General features: G+C 59.7%; 22 protein-coding genes and 1 tRNA gene. 7 read left to right on the top strand and 16 right to left on the bottom strand.

All coding sequences use genetic code 11. The features are described 5' to 3' along the window. Positions 1-7: 7 nt before the first annotated feature. From EIH26_RS03335 to cpaB, 5 genes are read right to left on the bottom strand one after another with little or no spacing between them, the layout of a single operon-like run. Complete coding sequence (locus tag EIH26_RS03335; RefSeq protein ID WP_124060810.1) at positions 8-937, bottom strand: type II secretion system F family protein; 930 nt, start codon at positions 935-937, stop codon at positions 8-10. Beyond that, a complete protein-coding gene (locus EIH26_RS03330; protein WP_124060809.1) occupies positions 934-1884 on the bottom strand; it encodes a type II secretion system F family protein in 951 nt (316 codons plus the stop codon). Before EIH26_RS03330 ends, EIH26_RS03335 begins: the two co-directional genes overlap by 4 nt. Beyond that, a complete protein-coding gene (locus EIH26_RS03325; RefSeq protein ID WP_124060807.1) occupies positions 1881-3176 on the bottom strand; it encodes a CpaF family protein in 1296 nt (431 codons plus the stop codon). The genes EIH26_RS03330 and EIH26_RS03325 overlap by 4 nt, the downstream gene beginning before the upstream one ends. Continuing rightward, on the bottom strand, positions 3173-4498 hold the full coding sequence (locus tag EIH26_RS03320) for a P-loop NTPase (protein WP_124060805.1): 1326 nt from the start codon (positions 4496-4498) through the stop codon (positions 3173-3175). The genes EIH26_RS03325 and EIH26_RS03320 overlap by 4 nt, the downstream gene beginning before the upstream one ends. After that, positions 4495-5226, bottom strand: a complete 732-nt coding sequence (cpaB, locus tag EIH26_RS03315; protein WP_206424664.1) for a Flp pilus assembly protein CpaB — start codon at positions 5224-5226, stop codon at positions 4495-4497. The genes EIH26_RS03320 and cpaB overlap by 4 nt, the downstream gene beginning before the upstream one ends. A 321-nt stretch (positions 5227-5547) precedes the next feature. Between cpaB and EIH26_RS03310 the strand changes: the two genes are divergently transcribed. Both EIH26_RS03310 and EIH26_RS03305 read left to right on the top strand, forming a co-directional pair. Continuing rightward, positions 5548-5622: transfer RNA gene (locus EIH26_RS03310), tRNA-Val, on the top strand. A 78-nt stretch (positions 5623-5700) separates the two neighbouring features. Continuing rightward, positions 5701-6342, top strand: a complete 642-nt coding sequence (locus EIH26_RS03305; protein ID WP_124060801.1) for a vancomycin high temperature exclusion protein — start codon at positions 5701-5703, stop codon at positions 6340-6342. A 32-nt stretch (positions 6343-6374) separates the two neighbouring features. Here the strand turns inward: EIH26_RS03305 and EIH26_RS03300 are convergent, their stop codons facing one another. The 5 genes from EIH26_RS03300 to EIH26_RS03280 form a co-directional block, all read right to left on the bottom strand. Further along, the gene (locus EIH26_RS03300; protein ID WP_124060800.1) at positions 6375-7829 is read right to left on the bottom strand and encodes a helix-turn-helix transcriptional regulator; all 1455 of its coding nucleotides are present in this window, start codon (positions 7827-7829) and stop codon (positions 6375-6377) included. A 118-nt stretch (positions 7830-7947) separates the two neighbouring features. Beyond that, positions 7948-8205: a twin-arginine translocase TatA/TatE family subunit gene (tatA, locus tag EIH26_RS03295; RefSeq protein ID WP_124060798.1), complete on the bottom strand. Its 258-nt coding sequence runs from the start codon at positions 8203-8205 to the stop codon at positions 7948-7950. Positions 8206-8492: 287 nt separating this feature from the next. After that, positions 8493-11069 (bottom strand): leucine--tRNA ligase, encoded by a 2577-nt coding sequence (gene leuS, locus EIH26_RS03290; RefSeq protein WP_124060796.1) that lies wholly within the window; start codon positions 11067-11069, stop codon positions 8493-8495. 142 nt (positions 11070-11211) lie between these two features. After that, positions 11212-12522: a sensor histidine kinase KdpD gene (locus tag EIH26_RS03285; protein ID WP_164470966.1), complete on the bottom strand. Its 1311-nt coding sequence runs from the start codon at positions 12520-12522 to the stop codon at positions 11212-11214. Next, positions 12503-13192 (bottom strand): response regulator transcription factor, encoded by a 690-nt coding sequence (locus tag EIH26_RS03280; protein ID WP_164470965.1) that lies wholly within the window; start codon positions 13190-13192, stop codon positions 12503-12505. Before EIH26_RS03280 ends, EIH26_RS03285 begins: the two co-directional genes overlap by 20 nt. Before the next feature lie 228 nt (positions 13193-13420). On the opposite strand from EIH26_RS03280, the gene dltA reads away from it, so the two are divergent. From dltA to EIH26_RS03255, 5 genes are read left to right on the top strand one after another with little or no spacing between them, the layout of a single operon-like run. Next, entirely contained in the window at positions 13421-14968 is a 1548-nt protein-coding gene (gene dltA / locus EIH26_RS03275; RefSeq protein WP_124060790.1) for a D-alanine--poly(phosphoribitol) ligase subunit DltA, read from the top strand. Between the two features lie 9 nt (positions 14969-14977). Further along, positions 14978-16141: a D-alanyl-lipoteichoic acid biosynthesis protein DltB gene (dltB, locus tag EIH26_RS03270; protein WP_124060789.1), complete on the top strand. Its 1164-nt coding sequence runs from the start codon at positions 14978-14980 to the stop codon at positions 16139-16141. Between the two features lie 2 nt (positions 16142-16143). Next, the gene (dltC, locus tag EIH26_RS03265) at positions 16144-16398 is read left to right on the top strand and encodes a D-alanine--poly(phosphoribitol) ligase subunit DltC (RefSeq protein WP_124060787.1); all 255 of its coding nucleotides are present in this window, start codon (positions 16144-16146) and stop codon (positions 16396-16398) included. A 2-nt stretch (positions 16399-16400) separates the two neighbouring features. Next, on the top strand, positions 16401-17684 hold the full coding sequence (dltD, locus tag EIH26_RS03260; RefSeq protein ID WP_124060785.1) for a D-alanyl-lipoteichoic acid biosynthesis protein DltD: 1284 nt from the start codon (positions 16401-16403) through the stop codon (positions 17682-17684). Continuing rightward, positions 17677-17865 carry a hypothetical protein gene (locus EIH26_RS03255; RefSeq protein WP_124060783.1) on the top strand — a complete coding sequence of 63 codons (189 nt, stop codon included), beginning with the start codon at positions 17677-17679 and terminating at the stop codon, positions 17863-17865. The genes dltD and EIH26_RS03255 overlap by 8 nt, the downstream gene beginning before the upstream one ends. A 134-nt stretch (positions 17866-17999) precedes the next feature. On the opposite strand, the gene EIH26_RS03250 is transcribed toward EIH26_RS03255, so the two are convergent. From EIH26_RS03250 to EIH26_RS03225, 6 genes are all read right to left on the bottom strand, one after another. Further along, positions 18000-18803 (bottom strand): ABC transporter ATP-binding protein, encoded by an 804-nt coding sequence (locus EIH26_RS03250; RefSeq protein WP_124060781.1) that lies wholly within the window; start codon positions 18801-18803, stop codon positions 18000-18002. 1 nt (position 18804) lies between these two features. Next, complete coding sequence (locus EIH26_RS03245) at positions 18805-19923, bottom strand: iron ABC transporter permease (protein ID WP_124060779.1); 1119 nt, start codon at positions 19921-19923, stop codon at positions 18805-18807. Further along, positions 19923-20351 carry a DUF2149 domain-containing protein gene (locus EIH26_RS03240; protein WP_164470964.1) on the bottom strand — a complete coding sequence of 143 codons (429 nt, stop codon included), beginning with the start codon at positions 20349-20351 and terminating at the stop codon, positions 19923-19925. The genes EIH26_RS03245 and EIH26_RS03240 overlap by 1 nt, the downstream gene beginning before the upstream one ends. Continuing rightward, on the bottom strand, positions 20341-21138 hold the full coding sequence (locus EIH26_RS03235) for a MotA/TolQ/ExbB proton channel family protein (RefSeq protein WP_124060775.1): 798 nt from the start codon (positions 21136-21138) through the stop codon (positions 20341-20343). The genes EIH26_RS03240 and EIH26_RS03235 overlap by 11 nt, the downstream gene beginning before the upstream one ends. 6 nt (positions 21139-21144) lie before the next feature. Then, positions 21145-22320 carry an ABC transporter substrate-binding protein gene (locus EIH26_RS03230; RefSeq protein ID WP_124060773.1) on the bottom strand — a complete coding sequence of 392 codons (1176 nt, stop codon included), beginning with the start codon at positions 22318-22320 and terminating at the stop codon, positions 21145-21147. A 129-nt stretch (positions 22321-22449) separates the two neighbouring features. Continuing rightward, positions 22450-24057: a cell wall-binding repeat-containing protein gene (locus EIH26_RS03225; protein ID WP_164470963.1), complete on the bottom strand. Its 1608-nt coding sequence runs from the start codon at positions 24055-24057 to the stop codon at positions 22450-22452. Positions 24058-24123 lie beyond the last annotated feature (66 nt).

Here is a 24123-nt window from a genome sequence, read left to right as displayed (position 1 = left end):
GCAACCGTTAAAACCTGACATCATGGGCAAGCTCCAGCAGAACCGGCCCCATAACCAGCAGCAACATGGCCGGCAAAATAAGCGTCCCTGTGGGAATCATCATCTTCACCGGCGCCTTCGATACCTCTTCTTCCAACTCGGATTTTCTCTTCTCGCGGGCGACAGCGGCGATATCGCTCAGACGAGCCGACAATTCGGTGCCGAGGGAAAGCGAGCGATTGATGCTCTCGATCGTGCGGGCGAGCTGATCGCTGTCGTAGTAGTCGGCCAAATCGATCAGGGCATCGCTTCGCGTCGCAAGACCCGAGATCCACCGTCGATGCGCCGAACGGCAATCGCGAGCGAAACGGGAATCGAAATGCTCGGCATAGAGGGCGAAGCTGAGATCGAAGGTCAATCCGCTTCTCATGCCCAACGAAACCACTTCCAACATTTCCGAAAGGTGATCGGCCGCTTCGCGCTGACGCTTCCTCCGCTCTCGCATCATCTCCCTACGCATGAGGCATGCGCCGCCCGCACCCGAAAGAGCGCCCAAGGCGATGCCCAGCTCCGTCGAACAAACCATGCCGAACAGAAGTCCCGCCAACGCCGTCGCCAACGTGAGCCGAATGCGAGCTTCGCGATACCCCGAAAACGTCACGCGATCCGAATACCCCGTTCTTTTGACGGTCTCGTGAAACCGCTTTTCCGACCCTGATAGAATCGGGGGTACGGCCTTTTGCAGCACCAGCTCGCAGAGGGGAAGGGAGCTGAGGCGCGCAGCATAGCCCAATCCGGGACAGGAGCGCGCGCCCTTTCTAATTGCAGCGTTCGACCCCCAGATCAGCCGCTTAACCCGTCTTTTCCTCAGACGCTCGAGCGCCCCGTGGATCCCCATACCGACGGATGCCGATAGAAACAATGCCGAAATTGCGGGAAGAAACGCCATAGCGCTCATAGGCCGCCTCCCACGCGCAGCGATCGTCGAACAAGAAATATACCCGCTATCTGCATGGAGACCGCTAAAGAGAACAGAGCCCACCCTGAAGGGCTTGAGATGAACGGAACCAGAAAACCGGGACTGGCAAACGAGAAAGCCGACACGAGAACGAGAGGCATGATCGAGACGATCCGCGCCGACAGCCGAGCCTGGGCAGTCTGCGAACGCAGCGACCGCTTCAAGGCCAGCTCGCTTTTGGACGAGTCGGCCGCCGTCTTCAGCGTAGCCTGAATAGAGCCTCCCGACCGATGATGCACCGCAAGCGCCACCGACACGAAGCCTAGATCGGCGGAATCGGATAGGCTGCTCAGGCACAGGAGCGCACGTTGCGCCGTCCCTCCCGTTTTCAGGATCCCGTAGCCTTCCCTGAACGCCGGGGACACCGCATCGTCGGATCGCTCTGCCAGATGACCGAACACCTGCATCATGCTGTACCCCGAACCAAAGCAATCCGCCATAGACTCGAGAACCTCCGGCACCGCCTCCCTAACCCGCTGCCTCTCGCGGTCTTCTTCGGTTCTCGCGTGGATAAGCGCGATGGCCGAAACCAGAATCGGGGCAAGACACGCAAACAGAATCGATCCGGAGACCAGCAGACCGAAACCGCACGATATGGCTAGCGAAAGCATCCCCGCGCTCGCCAGCCCCTGAGGAGATGCCGCAACGTCTTTCCTTTCAAGGAAACGGCATTCTACATCGATCAGACGTTTTACCTGACGGTACCTAAGAATAGCGAACGAGGCCCTCTTCAGGCCGCGCAGCCCCTCCACCAGAATCCCCCCAGGCCGCGCATCTCTTTCCAGCCCGCGCTGGAAACGGCCTCGGAAGAAAGCGCGAATCGCGAAGAAGGCGAACAGCGAACTCGAGAGAACCGCTCCCGCACCTACGGCGTTCCATATGCTCATAAGCTCTCTCCCTTCATGGAATCGCACTCGGATTCGCGGCGCCCCGCAGCGCCAGCCGCACCAGCGCTCCACGTTCCGGTCTGCGAAAATGACGACCGGTTGTACAGGCGCTTGACGAAGCAGCGCCTATCCGAAAGATCGAACGTCAACGCGGCGACATCGGACACGAACCGCCGACCGTCCGACGAGCGTTTCACGTGAACGATCAGATCGAGCGCCGTTGCGATGCTCGATTCGATGACGTCTACGGGAAGATCGATGCCAAACCTCACCATCATGGTCAGTCGGGAGATGGAGTCCTCGGGAGAATTGGCGTGAAGAGTGGTAAGAGACCCCTCGTGTCCCGTATTCATCGCCTGGAGCATATCGAGCGCTTCGGATCCGCGACATTCGCCCACGATAATCCGATCGGGACGCATCCGCAGAGCATTCGCCACCAGATCGCGAATGGTCACAAGACCGGTTCCCTCGGTGTTCCGAGGACGCGCCTCGAGCCCGACGACATGAGGGTGGTTGAAGAAACGAAGCTCCGCCGAATCTTCTACCGTCACGATGCGCTCTCGCGGCGATATGCAACAGGAAAGCGCATTGAGCAGGGTGGTTTTACCCGAACCCGTGCCTCCGGTAACCGCAATGCTCTTCTTGGCACCGACCGCCTTGCGCAAAAACTCGGCAAGATCGGCATCCACGCTGCCACGTTCGCCCATGTCTGCAAGCGTCATAACCCGTTCGGGAAATTTCCTCACGGTGACTAGAGGGCCCCTCAGAGCAACCGGCGGCATAGCGACGTTTACGCGATAGCCCTGGGGCAGACGCGCATCCACCAACGGAGACGATTCGTCGACGCGTCTGCCCAAAGGGCCGAGCACCCTGTCGATCAACGCCCTGATGTCGGCTTCGTCCGAATAATGAATCGGCGCCGCGAACAGCATCCCTTCCCGCTCGTAGAACAACCCGTCGGTACCATTGATCATGATCTCGGTAACCGAGGAATCGGAAAGGTACCCCTCGATCAATCCAAACCCGAATATCTGATCGAGAAGAGAGTTCTCAAGGAGGATCCGATCCTCAGCTTCGATCTGCGCCCATTTCAACTCGGAGAAAACCTGCCTGCACGCGCTCTTTACCTCGGCACGGGCTCGAACGGGATCCTGCGTCACCAAAGCGATCATCCTCTCGGCGGACAGAACGCGTTCCACCTCGGACCGAAAGTCGGCCGTCGAAGGAACAGTGGAAACCCCATCGGGCCCTCTTCCCCGTTCACACGCCCGGCTTCTCTCGAGAAGACTCATGCTTTCCTCCTCGATCCCCAGCAGAACAGAGAGGACCGCCGTCCCTTATCAGAACCGTCTGCGGCTTTGCCCGCAAAAGGAACGACGCCGTCAAGCAGATTTGCAAGCGACGAGCATAGTTCGTTGCGGGAGGACAGCAGTTCGTCGGACAGCCCTGCCGCCAGCATTTCCTCAACATCCCATCCTCCATCCCGCAAAGAGCTTACGGGCGCATCGTCGAAGAAACCCGAAGCATCTTCGGCCGATATTCTGGAATTGCGGGAAACCCTGTTCACCACCAGAACGAACGGAACCGTCGCAATCCCGCATCGTGCGCACAGATCGAGACAGCGCTGGGCCGCCCTCAGGGAAGAAAATCTCTGATCGATGAGAAGCAGCGCTTTTTCCGATCGCTCGAGAACCACCGCATGGGATTCATCCCAAAACGACCCCGTATTCACCACCACGACGTCGAAGCAATCGGCCAGAGCCTCGATAACCGCGGGCAAAAGACCGACGATCTCTTCCGCACGCTCGGGTCGATTTCCCGCAGACACCAGGGTGACCGACTTCGACTCGCAGCCCCCTCCAAGCACCTCGGGATGCTCGGCAACCTCCTCGATCGACAGCGCCTCGATGGCCCCCATCAAACCGGAGGCATCACCGAACTGCAGGTCCGCGTCCAGCAAGGCTACGCTCAGTCCCTGAGAACGTAGCTGCAAAGCGCTCAACACCGCAATCGTGCTCTTCCCCGCACCGCCGCTTCCGCTGGCAACGGATAACACGAACCCGCGACTCGAAGAGACCCGGACCGGCGTTCCCTCAGCCTCTCTTTCATTCCGACAAGCGACCCCCGGATCCACCGGATGGGGCCGGGATTCTATCGTCGGGGAGGAAACGGACGCATCGGTGCCGTCAGACGAAGGGTCGGAAACGACGACATCACCGCTCACCCTTGCCGGAAGCAACGATCGTCCCAACGAAGCTGCTGCGCATTTAGCCTGCATATAGCGCTTCACGAACAGAGCGCGATTGTAAAGAGCGTCGATATTCGCAGCATGGGCACGACTTCTGAGCGATCCGCTTTCGGAAAACGAGATCAGGCATATGCGGGCATCGGGGCGATCGGCTTTCAGCGAAGCGGCAAGGTTGATCGGCTCGATATCGGACGGATCGATCACCCACGCTTCATGCATCCCGGGTCGCTTCATCAGCGAACGGGCTTCTTCGCCGCTCTCCGCACTGGAAAGCCAGGGGATGCAGAGCAGCTCCTCTTCCGGCAACCCCAAATCGGCGGGGTTGGAAAGCGACTCTCGACATGCACACAGCAAGATCTCGCTCATGCGGCTCTCCTTTCACCTGAAGCGGAAGGGGCTGCGCTTTGCGGGCGCTTCGCACCCCTTTCTCCATCCGCGCTCGATCGACTCTCGCTCCGAGCGTTTTGTCCCCCGGTATCCGAAGGAAGGACGAAGCAGAGCTTGGTCTTCTCGGAAGCGGCAACCAACTCCTGCACCGACTCGGGAGGAACGGCGAGCGTGACCCACTCCAAGCTCTGAGCACCTTTTCCTTCGCTCTCGTCGCTTACAGAAGTGGCGAGCACCGAAACGTCGCGCGCAATAGCGGTTGTAGACGACCCGCCGGATGCGTACACATCGACCTTCATCCCCTCTTTCAAGGCACCGCCCAAGGCCTGCACCGTCTTTGCCGGCAGGCTGAGGGCCGCCGTTCCCGCAGGAACCTCGAGTGTCGAAGGAGCCGTCTCGAACCGTCGCTCGACGCACACCTCTCCCTTGCATATGATGCTTGTGGGCTTGCGCCCCACGACGCGGTCGAGTTCGACGATCGCTCCATCGGGCAGCAGATGGGCGGCGCTGGTTTTCAATTCGAGGTCGGAAGCCGATATAACGTGACCAGGTTCGATATCGCCGCGCGCCACGTACACATCGACGAGCTGTCCGCCGTATTTCTCCAGCACCTCGTCTTGAGCGGCCTTTGCCTCCCCCCGCAAACCCGAAAGATAGGCAAACGAGAGAACCGCTGCGACAACAGCGCAGATAATCGCGGCCATCATATTCGTCCGCTTCGACATACACCCTCCCATCGCGCATCGTGCGTGATGGGGAGTATGATCAAGAAACCGAACCCCGAACCATCCGATGCCCACCCACGGAGCATCGGTTCTGCCCCGAGACACCCCGTCGAATCCGTCGGAGTCAACCGCATTTCAATCGAAGCAGCTCGAAAACCCAACGACAATCCATCGAATGGCGAACCACCCGATAAAAACCCGTCATAACCGCTTTGGAATGGCGATAAACGCAAAGGAAACGTCAACTGTCGTTGCACCGAAGGACTTTGTGTGAGAGAATCAACCTCCGCCGAAAGGCGATTCGGTCGATTGGCGCAGCGGGAGCGCAGGTGCCTTACAAGCACAAGGTCGCAGGTTCAAATCCTGCATCGACCACCACAAACGACAAGGCCATCCATCACCGATGGCCTTTCTCTTTTCAGTTGAAACGCAGCGGAAAACCAGGTGATAGCGCATATGGCACGATCGAATACCGGCGGCTTCTTCGCTTTCTGCGCAAAGGCCGCATGCGCATTCCTGCTGGGTGCCGCCATCGTCATCGGCGGGACCAACGCCTACGTGGTTACCTCGGCCACCCCATCTATATCATCGATTCAGCAGATTCGATCGGAAGCAGCATACGATGCGATCGTGGTTCTGGGCGCATCCGTATTCACCGACGGAACCCCCTCCGACATCCTGCGCGATCGCCTGGAAACAGGGGCCCAGCTCTACGCTTCGGGCGTCGCGCCGACGATCATCGTGTCCGGAGACGGCAGCACCGTCTACAACAACGAACCCGACACCATGAAAAACTACCTGGTAAATCTAGGTATTCCCGAGTCGGCCATCATATGCGACAACGCCGGGTTCTCCACCTACGAAAGCATGTACCGAACCCGTTACTCATACGACGTCCAATCCGTCGTTATCGTCACCCAGAACTACCACCTTCCGCGCGCAATCGCATCCGCAAGGCTGCTCGGATGCAACGCGGTAGGCGTTCCGGCCGATAGAGGTGCCTACGAAGATCAGTTGAGCTACGAAGCGCGCGAGATTCCCGCACGCACCAAAGACCTCGTTCAGGCCGCGCTGCGCATGGATCCAAGCCGCGCATAGCAGCCGACGACGCCGATCGAACCGACGGAATCTCAGAGGCCTTCCTCGATCGATTCAGCCACATCGAGCAGTTCCTGGCGGCTGTGAATCTCCATCTTCGCGTATATGCGGCGCAGATGCGTATCCACCGTCGATTTGCTGACCGTCAGCTCCTGGGCAATGCGTTCGCTGGTGCGCCCACGCAGCGCGAATGCAAGAATTTCTGATTCGCGGCGAGACAGCTCGAAACGAGCGGCCATGATCTGACAGGTCCGCTCGAACGCATCTTCTTTCGTCACGATTTCAGACAAGTTGTCGAAATCACGCTCGGTGAACAGGAATACATACGCAATCAGCACCAAGGCGCCCGAAAGGACCACCGCGAAATGCGAAGCGGAATCAAGCGTCGTCGCAATCATCGGCACGCCGTGCATCAGAGATGCCGACACCAGGTCATTCAGGTTCCCCAGCAGCAAGCCGATCAGCTCTCCGGCAAACAGAGCGCCGAACCCCTGGGAGAACGCCAAACTGGAATCGACCTCCAGAATTTCGGCAAGCACGAGAAACAGCGAGATAAGCACAGCCTCGAGACCCAGGTACCCCGCCAAGACGTATGCCTTCCCAGGCGTGGGAGACAGATCGGCCGCAGGCCATCCAACTATCAGGATACCCATCATGACCACCAGGATCGACAGGCGATACGACTTGTTCAGAGCCGCTCCTCGACCGAACCCATGCGACAGCAGCAACGAGAGGCTTCCTATGAGAAACGCGCAGAACACCACGAACGACGCCGTATGAAACGGCATCGTCGCCGATCCGGGATCGGTTCCATACGTCTCCATCAAACCCGCCGCACAGCCGAACAGAGACGTTCCAGCCATGATCTTGGCAGACAGCTTCCCTTTCTCGCCGGCTCCTCCCGCCAGATCGGATAAGGGTCCGGACGCACGCCCTTTCCAGGCAGGGACATCGATATTGAACACGCTCGCGAGGGGAAGCAGGGCGAATGCGGCTGAAAACACCGAGGAGGATCCGGCCACCGAGAACAGAAGGCACACGGCCGCTCCGATAAGGGAAGCCAGGAAAACCTCGGACACCGTGACAGACGTGCGCTCCCGACCGAACGTCAAACCCCAAGCTAATAGGAGAAACGAAGCGGGAGCCCCGATAAGCAAACCTTCGGGAACCACCCAGGCGACCGAGTATTCGGGAAACAGAGCCGAGGCAAGCGATGTTGCCGAGGCGACGATCGCGCAAACATACAAAGCGGGTTTCGCTAGAACGACCCGATGGAAACCGGCCCCCAGACGGCGAAACGAAAAGAAGCCGACAACGAGAAAGGCGAGCATGAAGAAAAGCTCGGCTCTCTCGAACGACAGGCCCCCGATCTCAAACGAACGGTTGAAGCCCATGTACAGAACGTAGAACATGAAAGCCTGGTTGCAAGCGAATCCCACCGTGCGGCGCGGGGACAGCGCTTCGAACAAACCCGGCTGCTGTGCCATTCAACGAACTCCTCTTGGGGACGATAACGGGAAACCTCGTCCCTCATAGTAGCAAAAAGGGTGCGGGACCTTCCGATCCCGCACCCGCACTCACCATATGCACGCGCCAACCGCGTTTCTACTCATCGCCTTGCGCGGCTTCGACCCTCTTCACGACCTTGCGGGGCTTCTCCTCGACAACTTCCTCGACGGTCCCCTCAACTTCGCCTTCGATAGCCTCGTCGGCCGCATCGGCCTCCTTCATTCCCGAACGCAGGTTCTTCACGGTCTTACCCACGGCGCTTCCAAGCTTTGGAAGGTTCTTGGGGCCGAAGATCAGCAGGATGACGACGAGGATGATAACGAGTTCGGGAACACCGAGGCCGAGAAACTTCATGCAGGACTCCTTCATGGCTCAATGGTTGATGCGGACGACGGCCCGCCTTCGGCGTCGCCCGGAAAAGCCGAGGGATCCAATACCACAGCGGCGATTCGATGCGGGCGATGCGCTGCCGTGAAACTATGGATGCAAACGGCTCGTTTTCCTATCGTGCAAAATGATGAAACAGGGGATCTCCGAAGAAATCCCCTTGTCATGCAAACTAAGTACCGCATCTGATATGCGGTTATGAAGAGCATCGCTGAAAAAGCCCCGAAAGAACAGCGCAAAGAACGATGCGCGCTCTAGCTTGCCACGATGCTGACGAGACGGCCCTTGACCACGATGACCTTCTTCACGTCCTTGCCGAAGACGGCGGCAGATGCGGCCTCGAGGGCGAGGGCCTTCACGTCGTCTTCGGCCGCATCGGCTGCGACGGTAACCTTCGCCTTAACCTTTCCGTTCACCTGCACGGCGAGTTCGACCTCGTCGTGCGCAGCCTGAGTCGCATCGAAGGCAGGCCATGGCTGCTGGTGGATGGATCCGGTTCCGGACAGAGCCGAAGCCCACAGCTCTTCGCACAAATGCGGCGCGATGGGAGCGAGGATCTTCGTGATGGTTTCGGCGATATCGCGGTCGAACGCACGAGTCTCGTCGCTTGAAGCGCGCACTTCCGACGAAGCGGCGCGCAGGTAATCGCCCGTCGCATTCACCAATTCCATGATGGCGGCGATGGCCGTGTTGAAGTTGTTGCGATCGAAGTCGTCAACCACCTTACCGACCACGCGATGACGCTCGCGATTCAGCTTCGCACGCAGCCTGGAAACCCGATCGACATCGAAGTCCCCCCCTGCAAACAGCGTATCCTCGCCAGCCTCGCCAACCAGATCGAACACCTGGCGCCATGCGCGGTTCAAAAACTTGAACAGGCCGGCAAGCCCGTCTTCGTTCCACAGCAGCTCTTTGTCAGGAGGCGCCATGAACAGGATGTAGGCGCGCACCGCATCCGCGCCGTACGATGCGATCATATCCTCGGGAGCGATCACGTTGCCCTTCGACTTGGACATGACCTCGCCGTTTCCATCGAGCACCATCCCCTGCGTCAGCAGATTGGTGAACGGCTCGTCGAAATCGAGCATGCCCATATCGCGCAGCACCTTCGTGAAGAAGCGGCTGTACAGCAGATGCAGGATCGCGTGCTCGATGCCGCCGATGTACTGATCGACCGGAAGCCAGCTGTTCGCTATATCCGCATCGAACGGAAGCTCCTGATTATGCGGATCGGCGTAGCGCAGGTAGTACCAGCTGGAGCACGTGAACGTGTCCATCGTGTCCGTCTCGCGACGCGCAGGCTTGCCGCATTTCGGGCAGACGCAGTTCACGAACCCCTCATGCTGCGCCAGCGTCTCGCCTGCAGCCAGGTCGATGTCCTCGGGAAGGCGAACCGGCAGGTCCTCTTCGGGCACGGCAACAACGCCGCAGTCGGGACAGTGTATGGCGGGGATGGGGTTTCCCCAGTAGCGCTGACGGCTGATCAGCCAGTCACGCAGGCGGAACTCGACCTTGCGGCGACCGCGCCCCAGCTCTTCCAGCCGCGCCACCACGGCCTGTTCGCCTTCTGAATGCTTGCCGCCCACCATGCCGGTAAATTCGCCCGATTGGACCAGCATGCCCTCGGCGGCATACGCCTCGTCCCAATCAACCTGCGTGACAACACGACGCGGCTGATCCTTCAGCTGTGGATACAGAGGGTCGTCCCGATCGAGGATGATGGGGATGATGGGAAGATCGTACTTGCGCGCGAACTCGAAGTCGCGGCGATCGCCGCAGGGAACGGCCATGACCGCACCGGTTCCGTAGTCGGCCACCACATAGTCGGCCACCCACACCGGAACCTTCTCTCCGTTGACGGGATTCACCACGTAGCGGCCGGTGAAAGCGCCGTGTTTCTCGTGGTTGCCCTGGGCGCGCTCGACGGCGGACACCTTCTTGGCCGCCTCCACCAGATCGAGGACCGCGCGCTCCTGCTCCATGCCGGCCACAAGGTCCTTCAAACCGGCGTACTCGGGCGCGAGGACGAAGAAGCTGCAGCCGAACAGCGTGTCGGCGCGCGTGGTGAACACCGTCACGATATCGTCTTCGACAGGCTGGTCGGGAACGTTGCCCTCGCGGTCGCACAGGATGAAATCGACCTCGGCGCCCTCGGAGCGCCCGATCCAGTTGGCTTGCTGTTGCTTGACGCGCTCGGGCCAGCCGGGAAGCTTGTCAAGATCGTCGAGAAGCTGCTGGGCGTAGTCGGTGATCTTGAAATACCACTGGGTGAGGTTGCGTTTTTCGACCTCGCTGCTGCAGCGCCAGCATTTCCCATCGATGACCTGCTCGTTTGCAAGCACCGTCTCGCAGCTGGGACACCAGTTCACCGGAGAGGCGCGACGTTCGACAAGTCCGCGCTCCCAGAACTTCTGGAAGATCCACTGACCCCAGCGATAGTATTCGGGATCGCACGCCACAACCGAACGATTCCAATCGTACGAGAAACCCATACGCTTGAAGCTGGCCCTCTGCGTTTCGATGTTCGCATACGTCCATGTCGCGGGATGGCTGTTTCGCTTGATGGCCGCGTTTTCCGCAGGAAGGCCGAACGCGTCCCAGCCCATCGGGTGCAGCACGTCGAACCCGCGCATGCGGGCATAGCGAGCGGCCACGTCCCCGATGGTGTAGTTGCGCACATGACCCATGTGGATGTCGCCCGAAGGATACGGGAACATCTCGAGAACGTACTTCTTGGGCTTGTCGGTGCGTTCGCCCACCGAGTCAAGACCGGTTTCCTCCCAGGTCTTCTGCCAGCGCGGTTCGAGTTCATGCGGGTTGTAAGGCTTCATGGTCTGTCTTTCCTCACTCGATCGGGGCGCATCGGCACCCGTCTCTCGTCATGCAACAAATGCGTCCATTATAGAGCTTTGCCCGAACCTGGGGCCCCTTCGTCCATCACATCATAAGAACAGCGCTGAGCAGCTGCTATGCCTACAGAACCGCTTCGATCTCGAACGATTCGCCATCGGGGCTGTTCGCAGACACGTACCCTCCGTGAGACTCGACGATGGCGCGCGCGACCGCCAAACCAATGCCATGGCCACCCGTCGAACTGCGCGCTCCGTCCGCACGGTAGAATCGGCGGAAAAACTCGTCGTGAGTGCCCGGCTCGATACCCTCAACCTGGTTGGATACGCGCAGAGAAACCGATCCGTCTTCGGACTCGAACAGCGAGACGCGCACATCGGATCCGGGAACGGAGTACTTAAGCGCATTGTCCAGCAAAATGCCGATCATCTGATCGATGCGATTGCGGTCACCCGTATACGGAAGCGACGGCGGGACGCTCAAAGCGATGCGGCGACCCTGGGTAAGGGCGATCGCCTTGAACTCGTCGGCTTTGTCGCGTACCAGATCGGCAAAGTCGAACGGAGCCTTTCTCAGCCCACCGCGCCCCTCGTCGACCAAAGACAGGAGAACCAGCTTGCCCGCAAGGCCGTCAAGCCGATCGACCTGCTTCCTGATCGCGTCGATCCACTCGCTTTGCCCGTGCTCGATCTCAAGAACGTCGGCCGACGAGAGAATGACCGCAAGCGGCGTCTTGATCTCGTGACTTGCATCGGTCACGAACTTTTTTTGCGCCGCCTGGCTCTCGACTACGGGCCTTACCGCGCGAGCTGAAAGCGGAATGGATACGAGAAGCACCATCAGTACGCCCGCAACGCCCGCCGTGATGCTGGCCGAGACGAACGACCAAAACGACATCAGTTCGGCACGAACGTTGAGGAACACCACCGTGCGCTCGCCGTTCATGCGCGTAACCGCATAGCGGAAGTCTCCCGCAAAGCCCCGCCGTGCCCTGCTGCGACCCGCTTCCTCCCCCATGGCGAGAGCCGTCGCCTCGTCGATCGTCACGACATGTGCGGTGTTCGCTGCAACGGCGTCGCCCGATTCGTCCAGCGTCACCGCGAAGTACCACGTTTCGTATGGCAACTCGGACGTCTCGAGGAGCAGAAGGTCTGCTACCGGATCCCCGTCTTCTTCGACCGCCCGGGAAATCCCCTCGATCTGCATCGGATCTTCGAGATCCTCGATCTCCAAGACGATATAGTCCACCAATCCGTCAAGGCCCACGCACATGCTCTGCCAGTTCATCACGTTGGTGAAAACCAAAACCATGGTAAGAACCAGCGCCGATGAGGCAAAGGCCACCGCGATGTACTGACCGCGCAGTCGGCAGATCTCGGGCGACGCGGCGGACTTGGCCCCGCTGCCCGGCTTTTTATTCACCAGAATGCTCATGCGACGACTCCAAACGGTAACCAACTCCGCGCACCGTGCAGACCACCATGCAAGACCCCGCATCGCGCAGCTTCCTGCGCAGATTCGACATGTTGACCCACACGCTTCCCATGTCGGAGCCGCAATCGACACCCCACACCTTCAGCTTCAGCTCTTCGCCCGAAACCTTCCGATGGGAGTTTTCGACAAGAAACGTCAGCAGCTTGCATTCGAGAGCCGTAAGGTCGATCGAGCGATCACCGCATCTCAAACAGAACGCCTCGCGGTCGATAACGAAGTCGCCGCAGTATATCGTCGAAGACGTCACCTTCGCCCGATCGCGTGTCACCGCACGAATACGCGCAAGCAATTCCTTCGCCGCAAAGGGCTTAACCAGATAGTCGTTGGCGCCCCTGTCAAGCCCCTCCACCCGATCGTCCACCGTCGAGCGGGCCGTAAGCAAGATGACAGGAGTGCCATCGCCCGCGCCGCGCATCTTAGACACCACGTCCAGACCCGAAACCTCGGGCATCATCACGTCCAGAACAACCGCATCGTAGCGGCCCTGCGCAAGACGAGCCAGCGCCTGGGCTCCATCGTGCGCCACATCAACCTCGTAACCCGCATGGGTCAAGATGACGCGCAAAGAAAGCGCCAGATCTCTCTCGTCATCGGCAACCAGAAGCCTCACGGGGAAGCCCTCCTTTCGCAAAGCGCTCACACGGTTTCCGATCGCGCCTTTGCCCATTCTAGCAGCGCAGGACAACCCGCCCCTGCTGCGCGCATTCTAACAGCCCAAATATGTCAAGAATCCTTGAAGAGCGCCTGCCTTAAAGTCCGCTTAAGGTTACGATTCTAGAATGCCGATATTATCCCGTAGGCAACGCCGGCAAAACGGCACGAGACGCAGGACGAACCGATGACCAACGTGATTCTCAGCAGCGTACGAAAAACGGCGCTCGAACACCCCGACGCTCCGATCCATCGCATGGCGGGCGCGCAGGAGGTCACGTATGAACAGGCTTGGAACATGGCCGGCCGTCTTGCGGCGAAACTGCGCGAGGAAACCGGCGGGCGCGAACCCGTCATGGTCTACGGCCATAAATCGTCGCTCATGATCGCATCCTTTCTCGCCTGCCTCCGCTCGGGACACGCGTTCGTCCCCATCGATTCCGAGCTTCCCGTATCGCGCGTGATCGATATAGCCCGACAGCTGGATCTCCCTCCGATCATCTGCGCCGAGCAGGCACCGTACGATCTGCTGGAATCCGTTTGCGCCGATCAGATCCTCGACGCCCAGCGCATCGTCGCCGAATCCGGCCCCTTCGAGGACGAGCCCGAAAGCCTTTGGGTCTCCGGAGAGGAAACCCACTACATCATCTTCACCTCGGGCTCCACCGGCATGCCCAAGGGAATCGAGATCACCGCGAACAACATCGATCGATTCGCCGCCTGGATGAAAACCTTCCCGGTCGTGCGCGACGGGAGGGCGGTCTTTCTCGACCAGGCCCCCTATTCGTTCGACCTCTCCGAATACCAGGTGGTGGGAGCGCTGGTTACCGGCGGGTGCCTGCATGCCGTATCGGCCGAAACCACCCACGATTACGGGTTGCTCTTCTCCGACCTGCGAGAATCGCAGATCGACGTATGGATCTCCACCCCATCGTTCGCCGATCTCTGTCTGGTCGACCCCTCGTTTTCCCGCGACGTTCTCCCGAAGGCGAGCCTGTTCCTGTTCTGCGGGGAAACCCTCCATAGCCGAACGGCACGCGCTCTAAGACAGCGCTTCGAAGGCGCGCTGGTCGTGAACACCTACGGCCCCACCGAATCGACCGTGGCGGTAACCTACGCCGAAATAAAAGCGGCCGACCTGGAAAGCCCCGATCCGCTCACGGTGGGTTCGCCGCGCCCCGGAACCGAGCTGCGCATCATCGATCCCGAAACGGGCAGACAGAAGGCCGTCGGCGAATCGGGCGAGATCGTTATCGTGGGCGATACGGTGGCCAAGGGCTACTACCGCAATCCCGAGAAAACCCAGGCCTCTTTCTTCTTCGCGTCTCTCGCCGACGGAACCCCCGCACGCGGATACCGTACCGGCGATCAGGGATCCCTCGACCAACGGGGAAACCTGCGCTTCGAGGGCCGTCTCGATCACCTGGTCAAGATGAACGGATTTCGCATCGAGCTGGGCGATATCGAATGCAACCTGATGTCCCTCGAAGGCGTCAAACAGGCCGCGGTTATTCCCGTCGTCAGAAACAGCCAGATCAGAACCTTGAAAGCATTCGTTGTCATGGATGATGCCTGCGAACTCGACGGACTCGAGCTCGCGCAAAACCTCAAAGCCCGGTTGACCGAGCGCATCCCCGCCTACATGATACCCCGCGCGTTCTCCCGCTTGGAAGCCATGCCCCTCACCCCCAACGCCAAGATCGATCGCCGTGCACTGGCCTCGATGGGACGATAGGACCGGCGCATGTCGTTTTACGCGGATCCCAGTTTCTTCATCCTGCTGATTGCAGCCGTGATCCCAGCCGCCGTCTTGGGCTTGGCCGAAAAGCCGCTCGGACGCTACGGCGCTGTCGCGTCGGTGATTCTGATAGCCTGCCTGTTCTGCAAGACCCCGCTCGAAGGGTTCTACGCTGCCTGCTATCTGACCCTGTCGTGCGCAAGCATCCAGTGGCTCCTGCGCAGCCCCGCATCGAAGAAGCGTTTCTGGGTTTCGCTTTCCCTTGCATTGGCTCCGCTGATCGTATACAAGGTAAGCGCCGTCTTCGACCAAAGCCTTCTGGGCTTTCTGGGCATCTCGTACCTGACGTTCAAATCCGTCCAGATGGTGCTTGAGATACACGACGGCATCATCGATCGGATGGCCCCGCTCGACACATTCGCCTTCCTCGTGTTCTTCCCCACGTTCACCTCGGGTCCCATCGACCGCAGCCGCCGATTCCTCGAAGACGCCCACGCGGTGCGCCCGAAAGACGAATACGCCGGCATGCTTGCCCGCGGCATCTTGCTTATCGTCGCCGGTCTGGTGTACAAGCTGTTCATCGCAGGATTGATGTACAAGAGCTACTCGCTTGCCCCCTGGGGAACCGCAGATTTTTTCTGGGAGCTGTTCTTGCAGGTGAAAACGGCTTACGTATACGGGTTCTACCTGTTCTTCGACTTCGCCGGATACAGCCTTATGGCCATCGGAGCCAGCTGGTGCTTCGGCATCAAAACCCCCCGCAACTTCCGCGCGCCCTTCATCGCCGTTGACATCAAGGACTTCTGGAACCGCTGGCACATGACGCTTTCCTTCTGGTTGCGCGACTTCGTGTTCATGCGGTTCGCCCGCGCATCCATGAAGCGCAAGCTGTTCAAGAAGAGGCTGCATACGTCGCTGTGCGGCTACCTGGTGAACATGACGCTGATGGGCGCTTGGCACGGGCTGACGCCGAACTACCTCGCGTACGGGGCGTATCATGGCGCGCTTCTGGCGCTGTGCGAGCTCTACCAGAAGAAATCGTCGTTTTACAAGAAGAACAAGGACAGAACCTGGTACAAGGTCCTCTCGTGGATCGTCACCATCCAGTTGGTGATGCTCGGGTTCGCCCTGTTCTCCGGACAGATATCAGTACTTTTGAAAGGACGGTAACCATGGCCGACATCTCTCGTGAAAAACTCGAATCCCGCATGCTCGATTTGCTTGAGGAGGTATGCGAGAGCGATGCGGTGCTTTCCCATCGCGACGAGGACCTGTTCGCACTCGGACTGCTGGACTCGATGGCCGCGGTAGAGCTTTTGGTGCGCATCGAGGACGATTTCGGCGTATCCATCGCCCCCACCGAGGTGGCGCGCACGGAAATGAACACGGTCAATCTGATCATCTCCCAGGTAGAAGCGCGGTTGTAGCAATGCGAGCGCACATCGATCCCACCAACGAAGCCGCTTGCGACAAAAAGAAGGCAAAAAGCGGAACGAGGCTCCTACGCGCGGTGCTGGGCGGATTGCTTGCCGCCGCGCTGGCGGTCGGGGGGCTGTGCGCAATCCTGCCCGGTCTGGGAAAGGCCGACGATCGGAAGCTGTACGATTACCTCTATTCGGATATCCGGTCTCGCTACCCGTCCTTCGTCACGCAGAACATGTCGCCGAACTCCTATCTTGCCTTCGGATCGTCGGAGTTCTCCACGCCGAAAAGCCTCGTACCCACCGTACCGGCCGCCGTGTTCGGCGAACACAACACTGGCGTTGACATGACGTTTGTGGGAACCGCCTTCGACCAGAGCCTGTGGCAGGCGATCGCTGCGGGAGCCTACGACGGAACCACGCCGAAGAAGAAGATCACGCTGATCCTGTCGCCCCAGTGGTTCTTCAAGGGCAACGGGGCCCAGTGGGCCTTCAAGCGCATCTTCTCCTACGAGCTGTACCGCCAATTCTGCGACAACCCCAACATCTCGGAGGAAACGAAGGCCTACGTGCGCAAAAGGCTGGGGGAACTGGGCATCGACAAAACCTCGCTCGCAGCGGCGAACAAAGACACGTTCATCGACGAGCTGAATGACCGGATCTTCACCTTCGGCAACGAGCTGAATGCGCGCAGGCAGATCAGATGGCTGAACGCCGATGCGCCCTACAAGACGGCCGAACGTCGGGAGTCCACGACCCCGGTCGAGCCCGATTGGAACGCACTGATGGAACAGGGCCGCACTGCCGGAAAAGCGAAATGCACTAACAACGAGTACGGCGTCTACAACAGCTATTTCACCCAGAAAGCACCTTTGAACAGCGAGAAGGACGAAACATTCAGCCAAGCCGATCGCGAGTACGAGGATCTGCGCTCCTTCATGCGGGTATGCAGAGAATGCGGATGGGAGCCGCTCGTCGTGATGCTTCCCGTGCATGGCTCGTGGTACGACCGACAAAACGTGACGACAGAAGAGCGCCAAGGCTACTACGCGCGCGTCCGCGCCATCTGCAACGAAGCCGGATACCCCTATGCCGACTTCTCGAGCTGCGAATACGAGAAGTACTTCCTGTGCGACATGACCCATCCGGGCTGGGTGGGATGGGTTCGCATCGAGAAGGCCATCTACAGCTTCATCAACGACCGCGACGATGCGTTCCTCGGCGGCGGTTCCTTCGGAGAAGCCGAGGGGCTTTCCGAAGCCGATCTGAAAGCGATCAACGGAGATGATTAGAAAACCCACCCACCCCATTGCGCGAGTCCGTCAGATCGTTGAGGGGTTTGCGAACACCCATCCCCTCGTCGTAGCGCTGGGTGCCGGGGCGTTCGTCGCAGCCGGGACTCTTCTCATCGTGTGGCTGCTGGTGTTCTCGGGCCTCAATGCCCCGGTGCAGTTCGTCTACGATAACTTCTAAGCCGAAGGGACCCGCATCGGCGCGTTCTTCGTTGGCTGGAACCATCATGGCAGCTAGCGGAAGGCATCATCGAAGGAGCGTGCTAGAAAGCACCCGTCTCCTTAACTGTTAGAATGATACAAAAACCAAACCCGTCAACGCGGAAGAACGGGGATGCAGGCGCGCTCGATGCGGCCCGGCTCCACTTCGATATCGATGACGCGGGCGTCGGTGCGGTATATCCGTGCGAGCATATCGGTCGTGATGCACTCCTGCGCCGTCCCCGTGCGGATGCAGCGACCCTCTTCCATAACCATCACTCGGTCGGCGCAATACAGGGCATGGTCGGGATCATGGGTGACCATGACAACCGCCTTGCCCATATCCGAAAGCATGCGCATGCAGGAAAGCACGAGCTGCTGATTGCCGAAGTCCAACGATGCGGTGGGTTCGTCCATAACCAAAACCTCGGCTTCCTGGGCCAGGGCGCGAGCTATGAGCACCATCTGGCGCTGCCCTCCCGAAAGCTGCGTGTATATGCGCGAAGCCAGGTTCTCGATCCCCAGCACCTCGAGGGCGCGCGCGCTTGCCTCTCGATCCCGATCGGCCGGTCGGGCCAAACGGTTTAGATGGGGGGTGCGCCCCATCATCACCACATCCGACACCGAGAAGGGAAACGGGGGCGTATGGGCCTGAGGTATGTAGGCGAACCTCTGCGCACGCTGGCGGTCGGAAAGCGAGAACACGTCCTCTCCCGCCACGAGCACATCTCCCCCCAGCTTGTCCTGAAGCCCCATCATGGTTTTAAGCGTGGTGGTCTTTCCGCATCCGTTTGCTCCGATGATGCACGCGAACTCACCCGGATCCAGATCGAACGACACGCCATGAACCACCTCCACGCGCCTGACTCCCCTGCCGTACCCGCAGCGCAGATCGCGCACTTCGACCAAAGCCGCCATGCTACCTCCATCCGCCCATGCTGTTCTTGAATATAAGAACGAAGAAGGGAACACCCAGAATCGCCGTGAGGATCCCGATGGGGATCTCCACCGTCGCAAGCATGCGCGCGATGTCGTCGACCAACAGCAGGTACGTCGCCCCCACGACCATCGATACAGGAAGGAGGATCTTGTAGTTCGGACCCACGAGAGCGCGCGCCAAATGGGGTATGACAAGTCCGATCCACCCGATGATACCCGCCACCGAAACGGCCGTGCTCGTAACGAGCGTCGCGGCGAAGATGACCAGAAGACGCGTACGTCGCGTGTTCACCCCCATGGAGCGAGCCTCCTCTTCGCCAAACGACAGCACATTGAGCTTCCATGCCTGGGTCAGCAGAATCGCGAAACCAAGCGCCATCGGTGCGAGGCAAGCAATAAGATCGCCGCTATTGATCTGGGCGAACGATCCCATAAGCCAAAAGGTGATGGTGGGAAGCTTATCGTTGGCATCGGCCATGAACTTCACAAGCGACGTACCCGCCTGAAAAAGGGTGGACACCAAGATGCCCGCAAGAACCAAACTGAGGGTCGGATCGTAATCGACCGCGCGGTTGAACGTTACCGCCAGCCCGACCGCCACCATCCCACCGAAAAACGCGAACAGCTGCACGTACTCGCCCGATAGGTTGAACAGGAGCGCGAGACAAGCTCCGAACGACGCGCCTGCCGAGGCCCCCAAAAGATCGGGCGACGTGAGCGGATTGCGAAACATCCCCTGATAGCTCGCACCCGCCACCGCCAAAGCAGCCCCGACAAGCATGACTACGAGGATGCGCGGGAAACGGATCGAGAACAAGACGTTATCGACCTTCACCGCCTCGAGGTCCTCGACGTTTCCCTGGAGGTTGTTGATGACACCCTGCACCACCTCCACCGGAGTCAACGGGAACTTCCCGATCATAAACGACAGGAAGAAAGCCACGACCACTGCAACGGGTATGGCGATCCGCGCCGTTAACGAAACGCGAGAACAGAACGCTTCTCGAACCGAAACCTCGGACGGCCCCTGTTCTTCATCGGATGGAAGACCTGCAGGAAACGCCGCCTCGATGCGGGTGGCACGATTGCGAAAACCCATCAATCAGCCCCATTCGCACGGGCATCGATCGCCGAAGACGAAGAGCGCGAAGATGAATCGGCTGCATTGGCCGACGATCTCGAGCCGCTTGTCCCGCCCGTCGATCCGGTCTGCGAGTCGGACTGGACCAGATACAAGTTGCCCGTCTCGGGATCCTGGTACACGCGCCCTGCATCTATGTAGTACGATCCATCTCCCGACACGATCTCCTCTTCGATCGTCTCCGGAGCTACCTCGGTCATCTCCGAAGTATCGATTTTTTCGGGAGCGCTTACATCGAGATTGAAGCGCGCTACCAAAGCGACAAGGAAACCGCAGGCCAAAACGAGCATGCAGTCGGCAAGGTTGACGATATAGGCCGAAGGGTTCACATCCTCGTCCATCGCAAACGAGCGACGAAACCCGCTTGTGCGAAAACTACGCGCCATATGAAACCTCCTCTGAATCCTTCGAAGACCGGGGCGTATCGACAAGATCCGGCTCGGAAGCCCGAATGTCCCGAGAGCCGGCGGCGCGTTGCAGCTCCTTCTCGGCATCGCCGGTGTAGTTCGAGGGTAAAACCTCTCCTTCCGCGCGCGCTTGGGACGCTTTCTCCAGAATGCACGTGGCAATCGATTCGACCGACTCGACGTAGTCGGCGTACCATCCCGCACGGATCTTAGATACGATCAGGGAAGCCACCGCACAGACCAGACCGCATACCGTCGCATCGAAAGCGATGTTGAGGGACTGGGCCAGAAGGGCGGTGTTTCCGTCTTTCAGGGACACGATGCCCGGACCGAGGGGGATAAGCGTTCCCATCAGACCCAGCATGGGACCGATCTTGGAAATCACGTCGCTTACGGCAATGCGCCGCTTGTAGAAATGATCGACTTTATTCACCTGGGTCTGAGCTAAGGAAAACAGCGCATCCTCGGGAAGGCCCATGTTGCGAGAGATCGTGAGCAAGGCCGCCTTCTGCTTGATCAAAAGGCCGCTTCCCTCCACCACCGAATCGACCCTGTCGAAAGGCGCATTGTTGATCTCGTTCACGATCAGAGGCATGTTGCGACGGTAGTGCCGACGCTCGGAAAGCGTCTCGACAACCAGTTCGCCTAAAACGATCAGGGTCGTCGCGAGAAGCACGACGATGATGATCATAGTCGGGAGCAAAAGGCCCTGCGCGATATCGTGCAGGATGTCGGGAAGGTAGGTTGAATCGTACAGGGAGTTCATCGGTGGTTACGCCTTTCGGTACGGAGGATAGCTGTTTCCCAGGAGGGCGCGGGCATCGTCATCGCCAATATCGACCCAGTAGAGCCTGCGGTAGAACTCCTTGGTCTCTTCGAGCATGTCGACCGGGTACAGATCGGGGTACAGCATGTTCGCCACCCACTGTATTCCCAAAAAGCGGTTGACCCCAGGAGGGCGGTCGCACCACGCGAAGGGCGCATTGGGCATCGTGTACACGCGCCCTTCGCGGACGGCTCGGATGGTAGCCCAGGCGGGATCGGTGCGGATGATCTCATCGGCTCCACCCCTGATCACGTCATCCCAAGCCACGATCACTTCGGGATCCCACGCGATCACCGACTCGAGCGAGACCGACGACATGCCGATACCGGAAACCGCCTCGACCGCCGCTACGTTGCGCGCCCTCGCGACCTCGAACGTGAGGGCATGCTGCGATACATCGGGTTCGGTGGCCAGGCCGAACGGGCCTTCTGCGTAGTACAGACTCACCCGGTCTTCGTCGCGCACGCCCGATAGCGCACCGGTCACATCTTTGTAGATTCCTTCGAGATAGCTTGCAATCTCCTCGGCGCGATCGCCCGCCCCCATGATATCCCCGACGAAGCGGTATGCGTTCGCAACGTTTTCGAACGACCCGTCCACGCACACCACGGGGATGCCGGTCGATTTCTGGAGATCGTTGGCGGTGGATATGTCGGAAGCCGTAAGAGCGATGCCGCTTATGGAGAAGATCAGCTGGATATCCTGGGCGAGAAGCTGCTCACGATCAAGCTCGCCGCCGCCCGAAAGCGATCCCATGTACATAAGCTTATCGGTTCCTTCGGGAAGGTAGCGCAGTTCCTCGGGTGTGAAGCGGAAGCTCACACCGCCCTGCTTCGAGGGGTCGAGCGTGAACACCCACACCTGAGCCAAAGCACTCGTGTAATAGATCCGCTGGAGCTTGTCGGGAACGGGGATGACCACTTTCCTGCCCGCGTCGTCCACGATCTCGCGCTCGCCGCGGAAAAACGCATCGCCCTCCTTCGATCGACAACCCGTCGTCGTCAGAGCCGCTGCTCCCGCCAGCGTTGCCGCCCCGGCAACCCGAATGAAGCCGCGTCGGGTCATCTGCGCGCCGAAAACGGACGGCGCCCCTCCGACGAAACGTCGCTCAATCAGGCTCATAGCTCCCCTCTCACATCCGTTCCCTCGACAAGGTTCGCGAGCGGCGTCTTGTAAAGACGGCACTCGCGAGCTTTGTCTCAAGCGGGCCCGCGCCGAAAAACGGCGCGGGCCTTTGACCTCATGCGCTCGTTACGCTACCTCGATGGTCAGCTCACGCACGTTGTTCCAGTATTTCATGCCTGCAGCATCGTTAGACGTCGCCTCCTGATCGGAAATGCCGAACAGGATCGTGGGGCTTGCCTTGTCGTTCGCCTTGGCCACGTTGGCCGCCTGGGCGTCTCCCGCAGTCGAACCCTCGGCAACCGCTCCCTTGGCAAACGTCAGCGAAAGACACGGAACCACGCCGACCGCGCCATCAACGACACCTTCGCCCTTCACGGTTTTAGGGAAGAACTTACCACCCGTCACCTCCTCGAACGTGTGTCTCTGAGTGCGGGTACTTCCCTTTCCTTCATAGACAAGTGTGGCACCGGGTTTCCACGCAGTGGCGAAGGCCTCGCCGGCCGCCTTGAACAGATCGTCCAGCGTGACATAGGTCGCTGCCGTCGTCACGTTCCAACCGCCGTTCTTGTAATACATACCGGACTGGGGAGCCGTGCTGTCCGACTTGAGCCCCATGAAATCAGCCTTGTTCAAAAGGGCAGAAGTGAACTCGCCGGCGCGGGTGGTGCGGTACACCTTGAAGAACGGAGCCTTTTTATTGATCTCGTCCTTGACTTCTTTCTCAACAGCAGCCTCGCCGCCGAAGATGTACCCGTGAATGACGACGGACTGAGCGTCCTTACCCAGGTACTTCAAAGCCGCCTCGGAGTTGCGCTCGTCAGCCAGAACAAGCACGGAGCCCTTCTTGCCGCACAGGGCCGCACCGGCAAGAGCGTCATGGAAACCCTGGCCGGTGGCAACCCCCATATTCGAAAGACCCATGTCGTACTCAAGCTCGAAGCCCAAAGCAAGCTCGGTCGCGGTCTCGTAGCACGTCGCCCCGCCTTTGCGCACCGGAGTGACGCCGATGCCCTTGAGCTGCTTTTCCACCTCATCGGACAAAGCTGCGGTGCCGCCTGCGATGACCGCCTTTTTGTAACCCGCTGCCTTGATAGACTCAAGCGCCTGGTCGGTGAGCTTCAAAGTCGAACCGTCTGCCAGATACACCGCACCCGTGTGCGTGTAGGCGCACGGAGCGCATGCCAGCGCATCCTGGAACGTGGCGTTCGTAGCTATCAGACAGGTCTCGCCGTGCTCGTCTCCCAGCTTGTCCGCCAACTTGACGGAAGTTTCGATCGCATCGGCTCCCGACACGCGTTCGACCGAGATGTTCATCGCCTCGATCTGCTTTTTCACGTCATCGGAGACAGCCGCCTCGCCGCCGCACAGGATAACCTTCTTGACCTTGAGATCGGCAAGCGCCGCCTTCGTCTGATCGGACAGAGACTTGGTCGAGGTCATGAGGATCGGAGCGTTGTGAAGCCCCGCCACAGCACTCGCAGAAAGCGCATCCCAGTACCCGTCGGCCGTAGCGACCACGGCGTACTCCGAACCCTCGCTCCATCCCTCGTTGGCGATCTCTTTCATCGTATCCAACGCGATGGGACCCGCAAGGCGCTCCCAGGTGTCAGAGAACACCTCGTCATCTGCGTATGCCTGCGCAGGCGACGCAACGCCCCAAACGCACGCACCCATCGCCAGCGCACAGACCGCACCTGCTATGCGGCCGCGCAACGATGTTGCCTTCTTGTACATTCCTTCTCCTTCCGTAAAGCTTCCATTATCTGCATAACCTGCACATCGCAGGAAAAACAGCTGAGT

The sequence above is a fragment of the Gordonibacter sp. Marseille-P4307 genome, assembly GCF_900604965.1.
Lineage (GTDB): Bacteria > Actinomycetota > Coriobacteriia > Coriobacteriales > Eggerthellaceae > Berryella.
The sequence above is the reverse complement of the archived record's forward strand: the minus strand, read 5'-3'. Positions and strand labels throughout refer to the sequence as shown.

What these genes read in the sequence shown, in the direction of transcription:
- EIH26_RS03335 (WP_124060810.1), bottom strand. Translation starts at nt 937, where the DNA reads ATGAGCGCTATGGCGTTTCTTCCCGCAATTTCGGCATTGTTTCTATCG.
- EIH26_RS03330 (WP_124060809.1), bottom strand. Translation starts at nt 1,884, where the DNA reads ATGAGCATATGGAACGCCGTAGGTGCGGGAGCGGTTCTCTCGAGTTCG.
- EIH26_RS03325 (WP_124060807.1), bottom strand. Translation starts at nt 3,176, where the DNA reads ATGAGTCTTCTCGAGAGAAGCCGGGCGTGTGAACGGGGAAGAGGGCCC.
- EIH26_RS03320 (WP_124060805.1), bottom strand. Translation starts at nt 4,498, where the DNA reads ATGAGCGAGATCTTGCTGTGTGCATGTCGAGAGTCGCTTTCCAACCCC.
- cpaB (WP_206424664.1), bottom strand. Translation starts at nt 5,226, where the DNA reads ATGATGGCCGCGATTATCTGCGCTGTTGTCGCAGCGGTTCTCTCGTTT.
- EIH26_RS03305 (WP_124060801.1), top strand. Translation starts at nt 5,701, where the DNA reads ATGGCACGATCGAATACCGGCGGCTTCTTCGCTTTCTGCGCAAAGGCC.
- EIH26_RS03300 (WP_124060800.1), bottom strand. Translation starts at nt 7,829, where the DNA reads ATGGCACAGCAGCCGGGTTTGTTCGAAGCGCTGTCCCCGCGCCGCACG.
- tatA (WP_124060798.1), bottom strand. Translation starts at nt 8,205, where the DNA reads ATGAAGTTTCTCGGCCTCGGTGTTCCCGAACTCGTTATCATCCTCGTC.
- leuS (WP_124060796.1), bottom strand. Translation starts at nt 11,069, where the DNA reads ATGAAGCCTTACAACCCGCATGAACTCGAACCGCGCTGGCAGAAGACC.
- EIH26_RS03285 (WP_164470966.1), bottom strand. Translation starts at nt 12,522, where the DNA reads ATGAGCATTCTGGTGAATAAAAAGCCGGGCAGCGGGGCCAAGTCCGCC.
- dltA (WP_124060790.1), top strand. Translation starts at nt 13,421, where the DNA reads ATGACCAACGTGATTCTCAGCAGCGTACGAAAAACGGCGCTCGAACAC.
- dltB (WP_124060789.1), top strand. Translation starts at nt 14,978, where the DNA reads ATGTCGTTTTACGCGGATCCCAGTTTCTTCATCCTGCTGATTGCAGCC.
- dltC (WP_124060787.1), top strand. Translation starts at nt 16,144, where the DNA reads ATGGCCGACATCTCTCGTGAAAAACTCGAATCCCGCATGCTCGATTTG.
- dltD (WP_124060785.1), top strand. Translation starts at nt 16,401, where the DNA reads ATGCGAGCGCACATCGATCCCACCAACGAAGCCGCTTGCGACAAAAAG.
- EIH26_RS03255 (WP_124060783.1), top strand. Translation starts at nt 17,677, where the DNA reads ATGATTAGAAAACCCACCCACCCCATTGCGCGAGTCCGTCAGATCGTT.
- EIH26_RS03250 (WP_124060781.1), bottom strand. Translation starts at nt 18,803, where the DNA reads ATGGCGGCTTTGGTCGAAGTGCGCGATCTGCGCTGCGGGTACGGCAGG.
- EIH26_RS03245 (WP_124060779.1), bottom strand. Translation starts at nt 19,923, where the DNA reads ATGGGTTTTCGCAATCGTGCCACCCGCATCGAGGCGGCGTTTCCTGCA.
- EIH26_RS03240 (WP_164470964.1), bottom strand. Translation starts at nt 20,351, where the DNA reads ATGGCGCGTAGTTTTCGCACAAGCGGGTTTCGTCGCTCGTTTGCGATG.
- EIH26_RS03235 (WP_124060775.1), bottom strand. Translation starts at nt 21,138, where the DNA reads ATGAACTCCCTGTACGATTCAACCTACCTTCCCGACATCCTGCACGAT.
- EIH26_RS03230 (WP_124060773.1), bottom strand. Translation starts at nt 22,320, where the DNA reads ATGAGCCTGATTGAGCGACGTTTCGTCGGAGGGGCGCCGTCCGTTTTC.
- EIH26_RS03225 (WP_164470963.1), bottom strand. Translation starts at nt 24,057, where the DNA reads ATGTACAAGAAGGCAACATCGTTGCGCGGCCGCATAGCAGGTGCGGTC.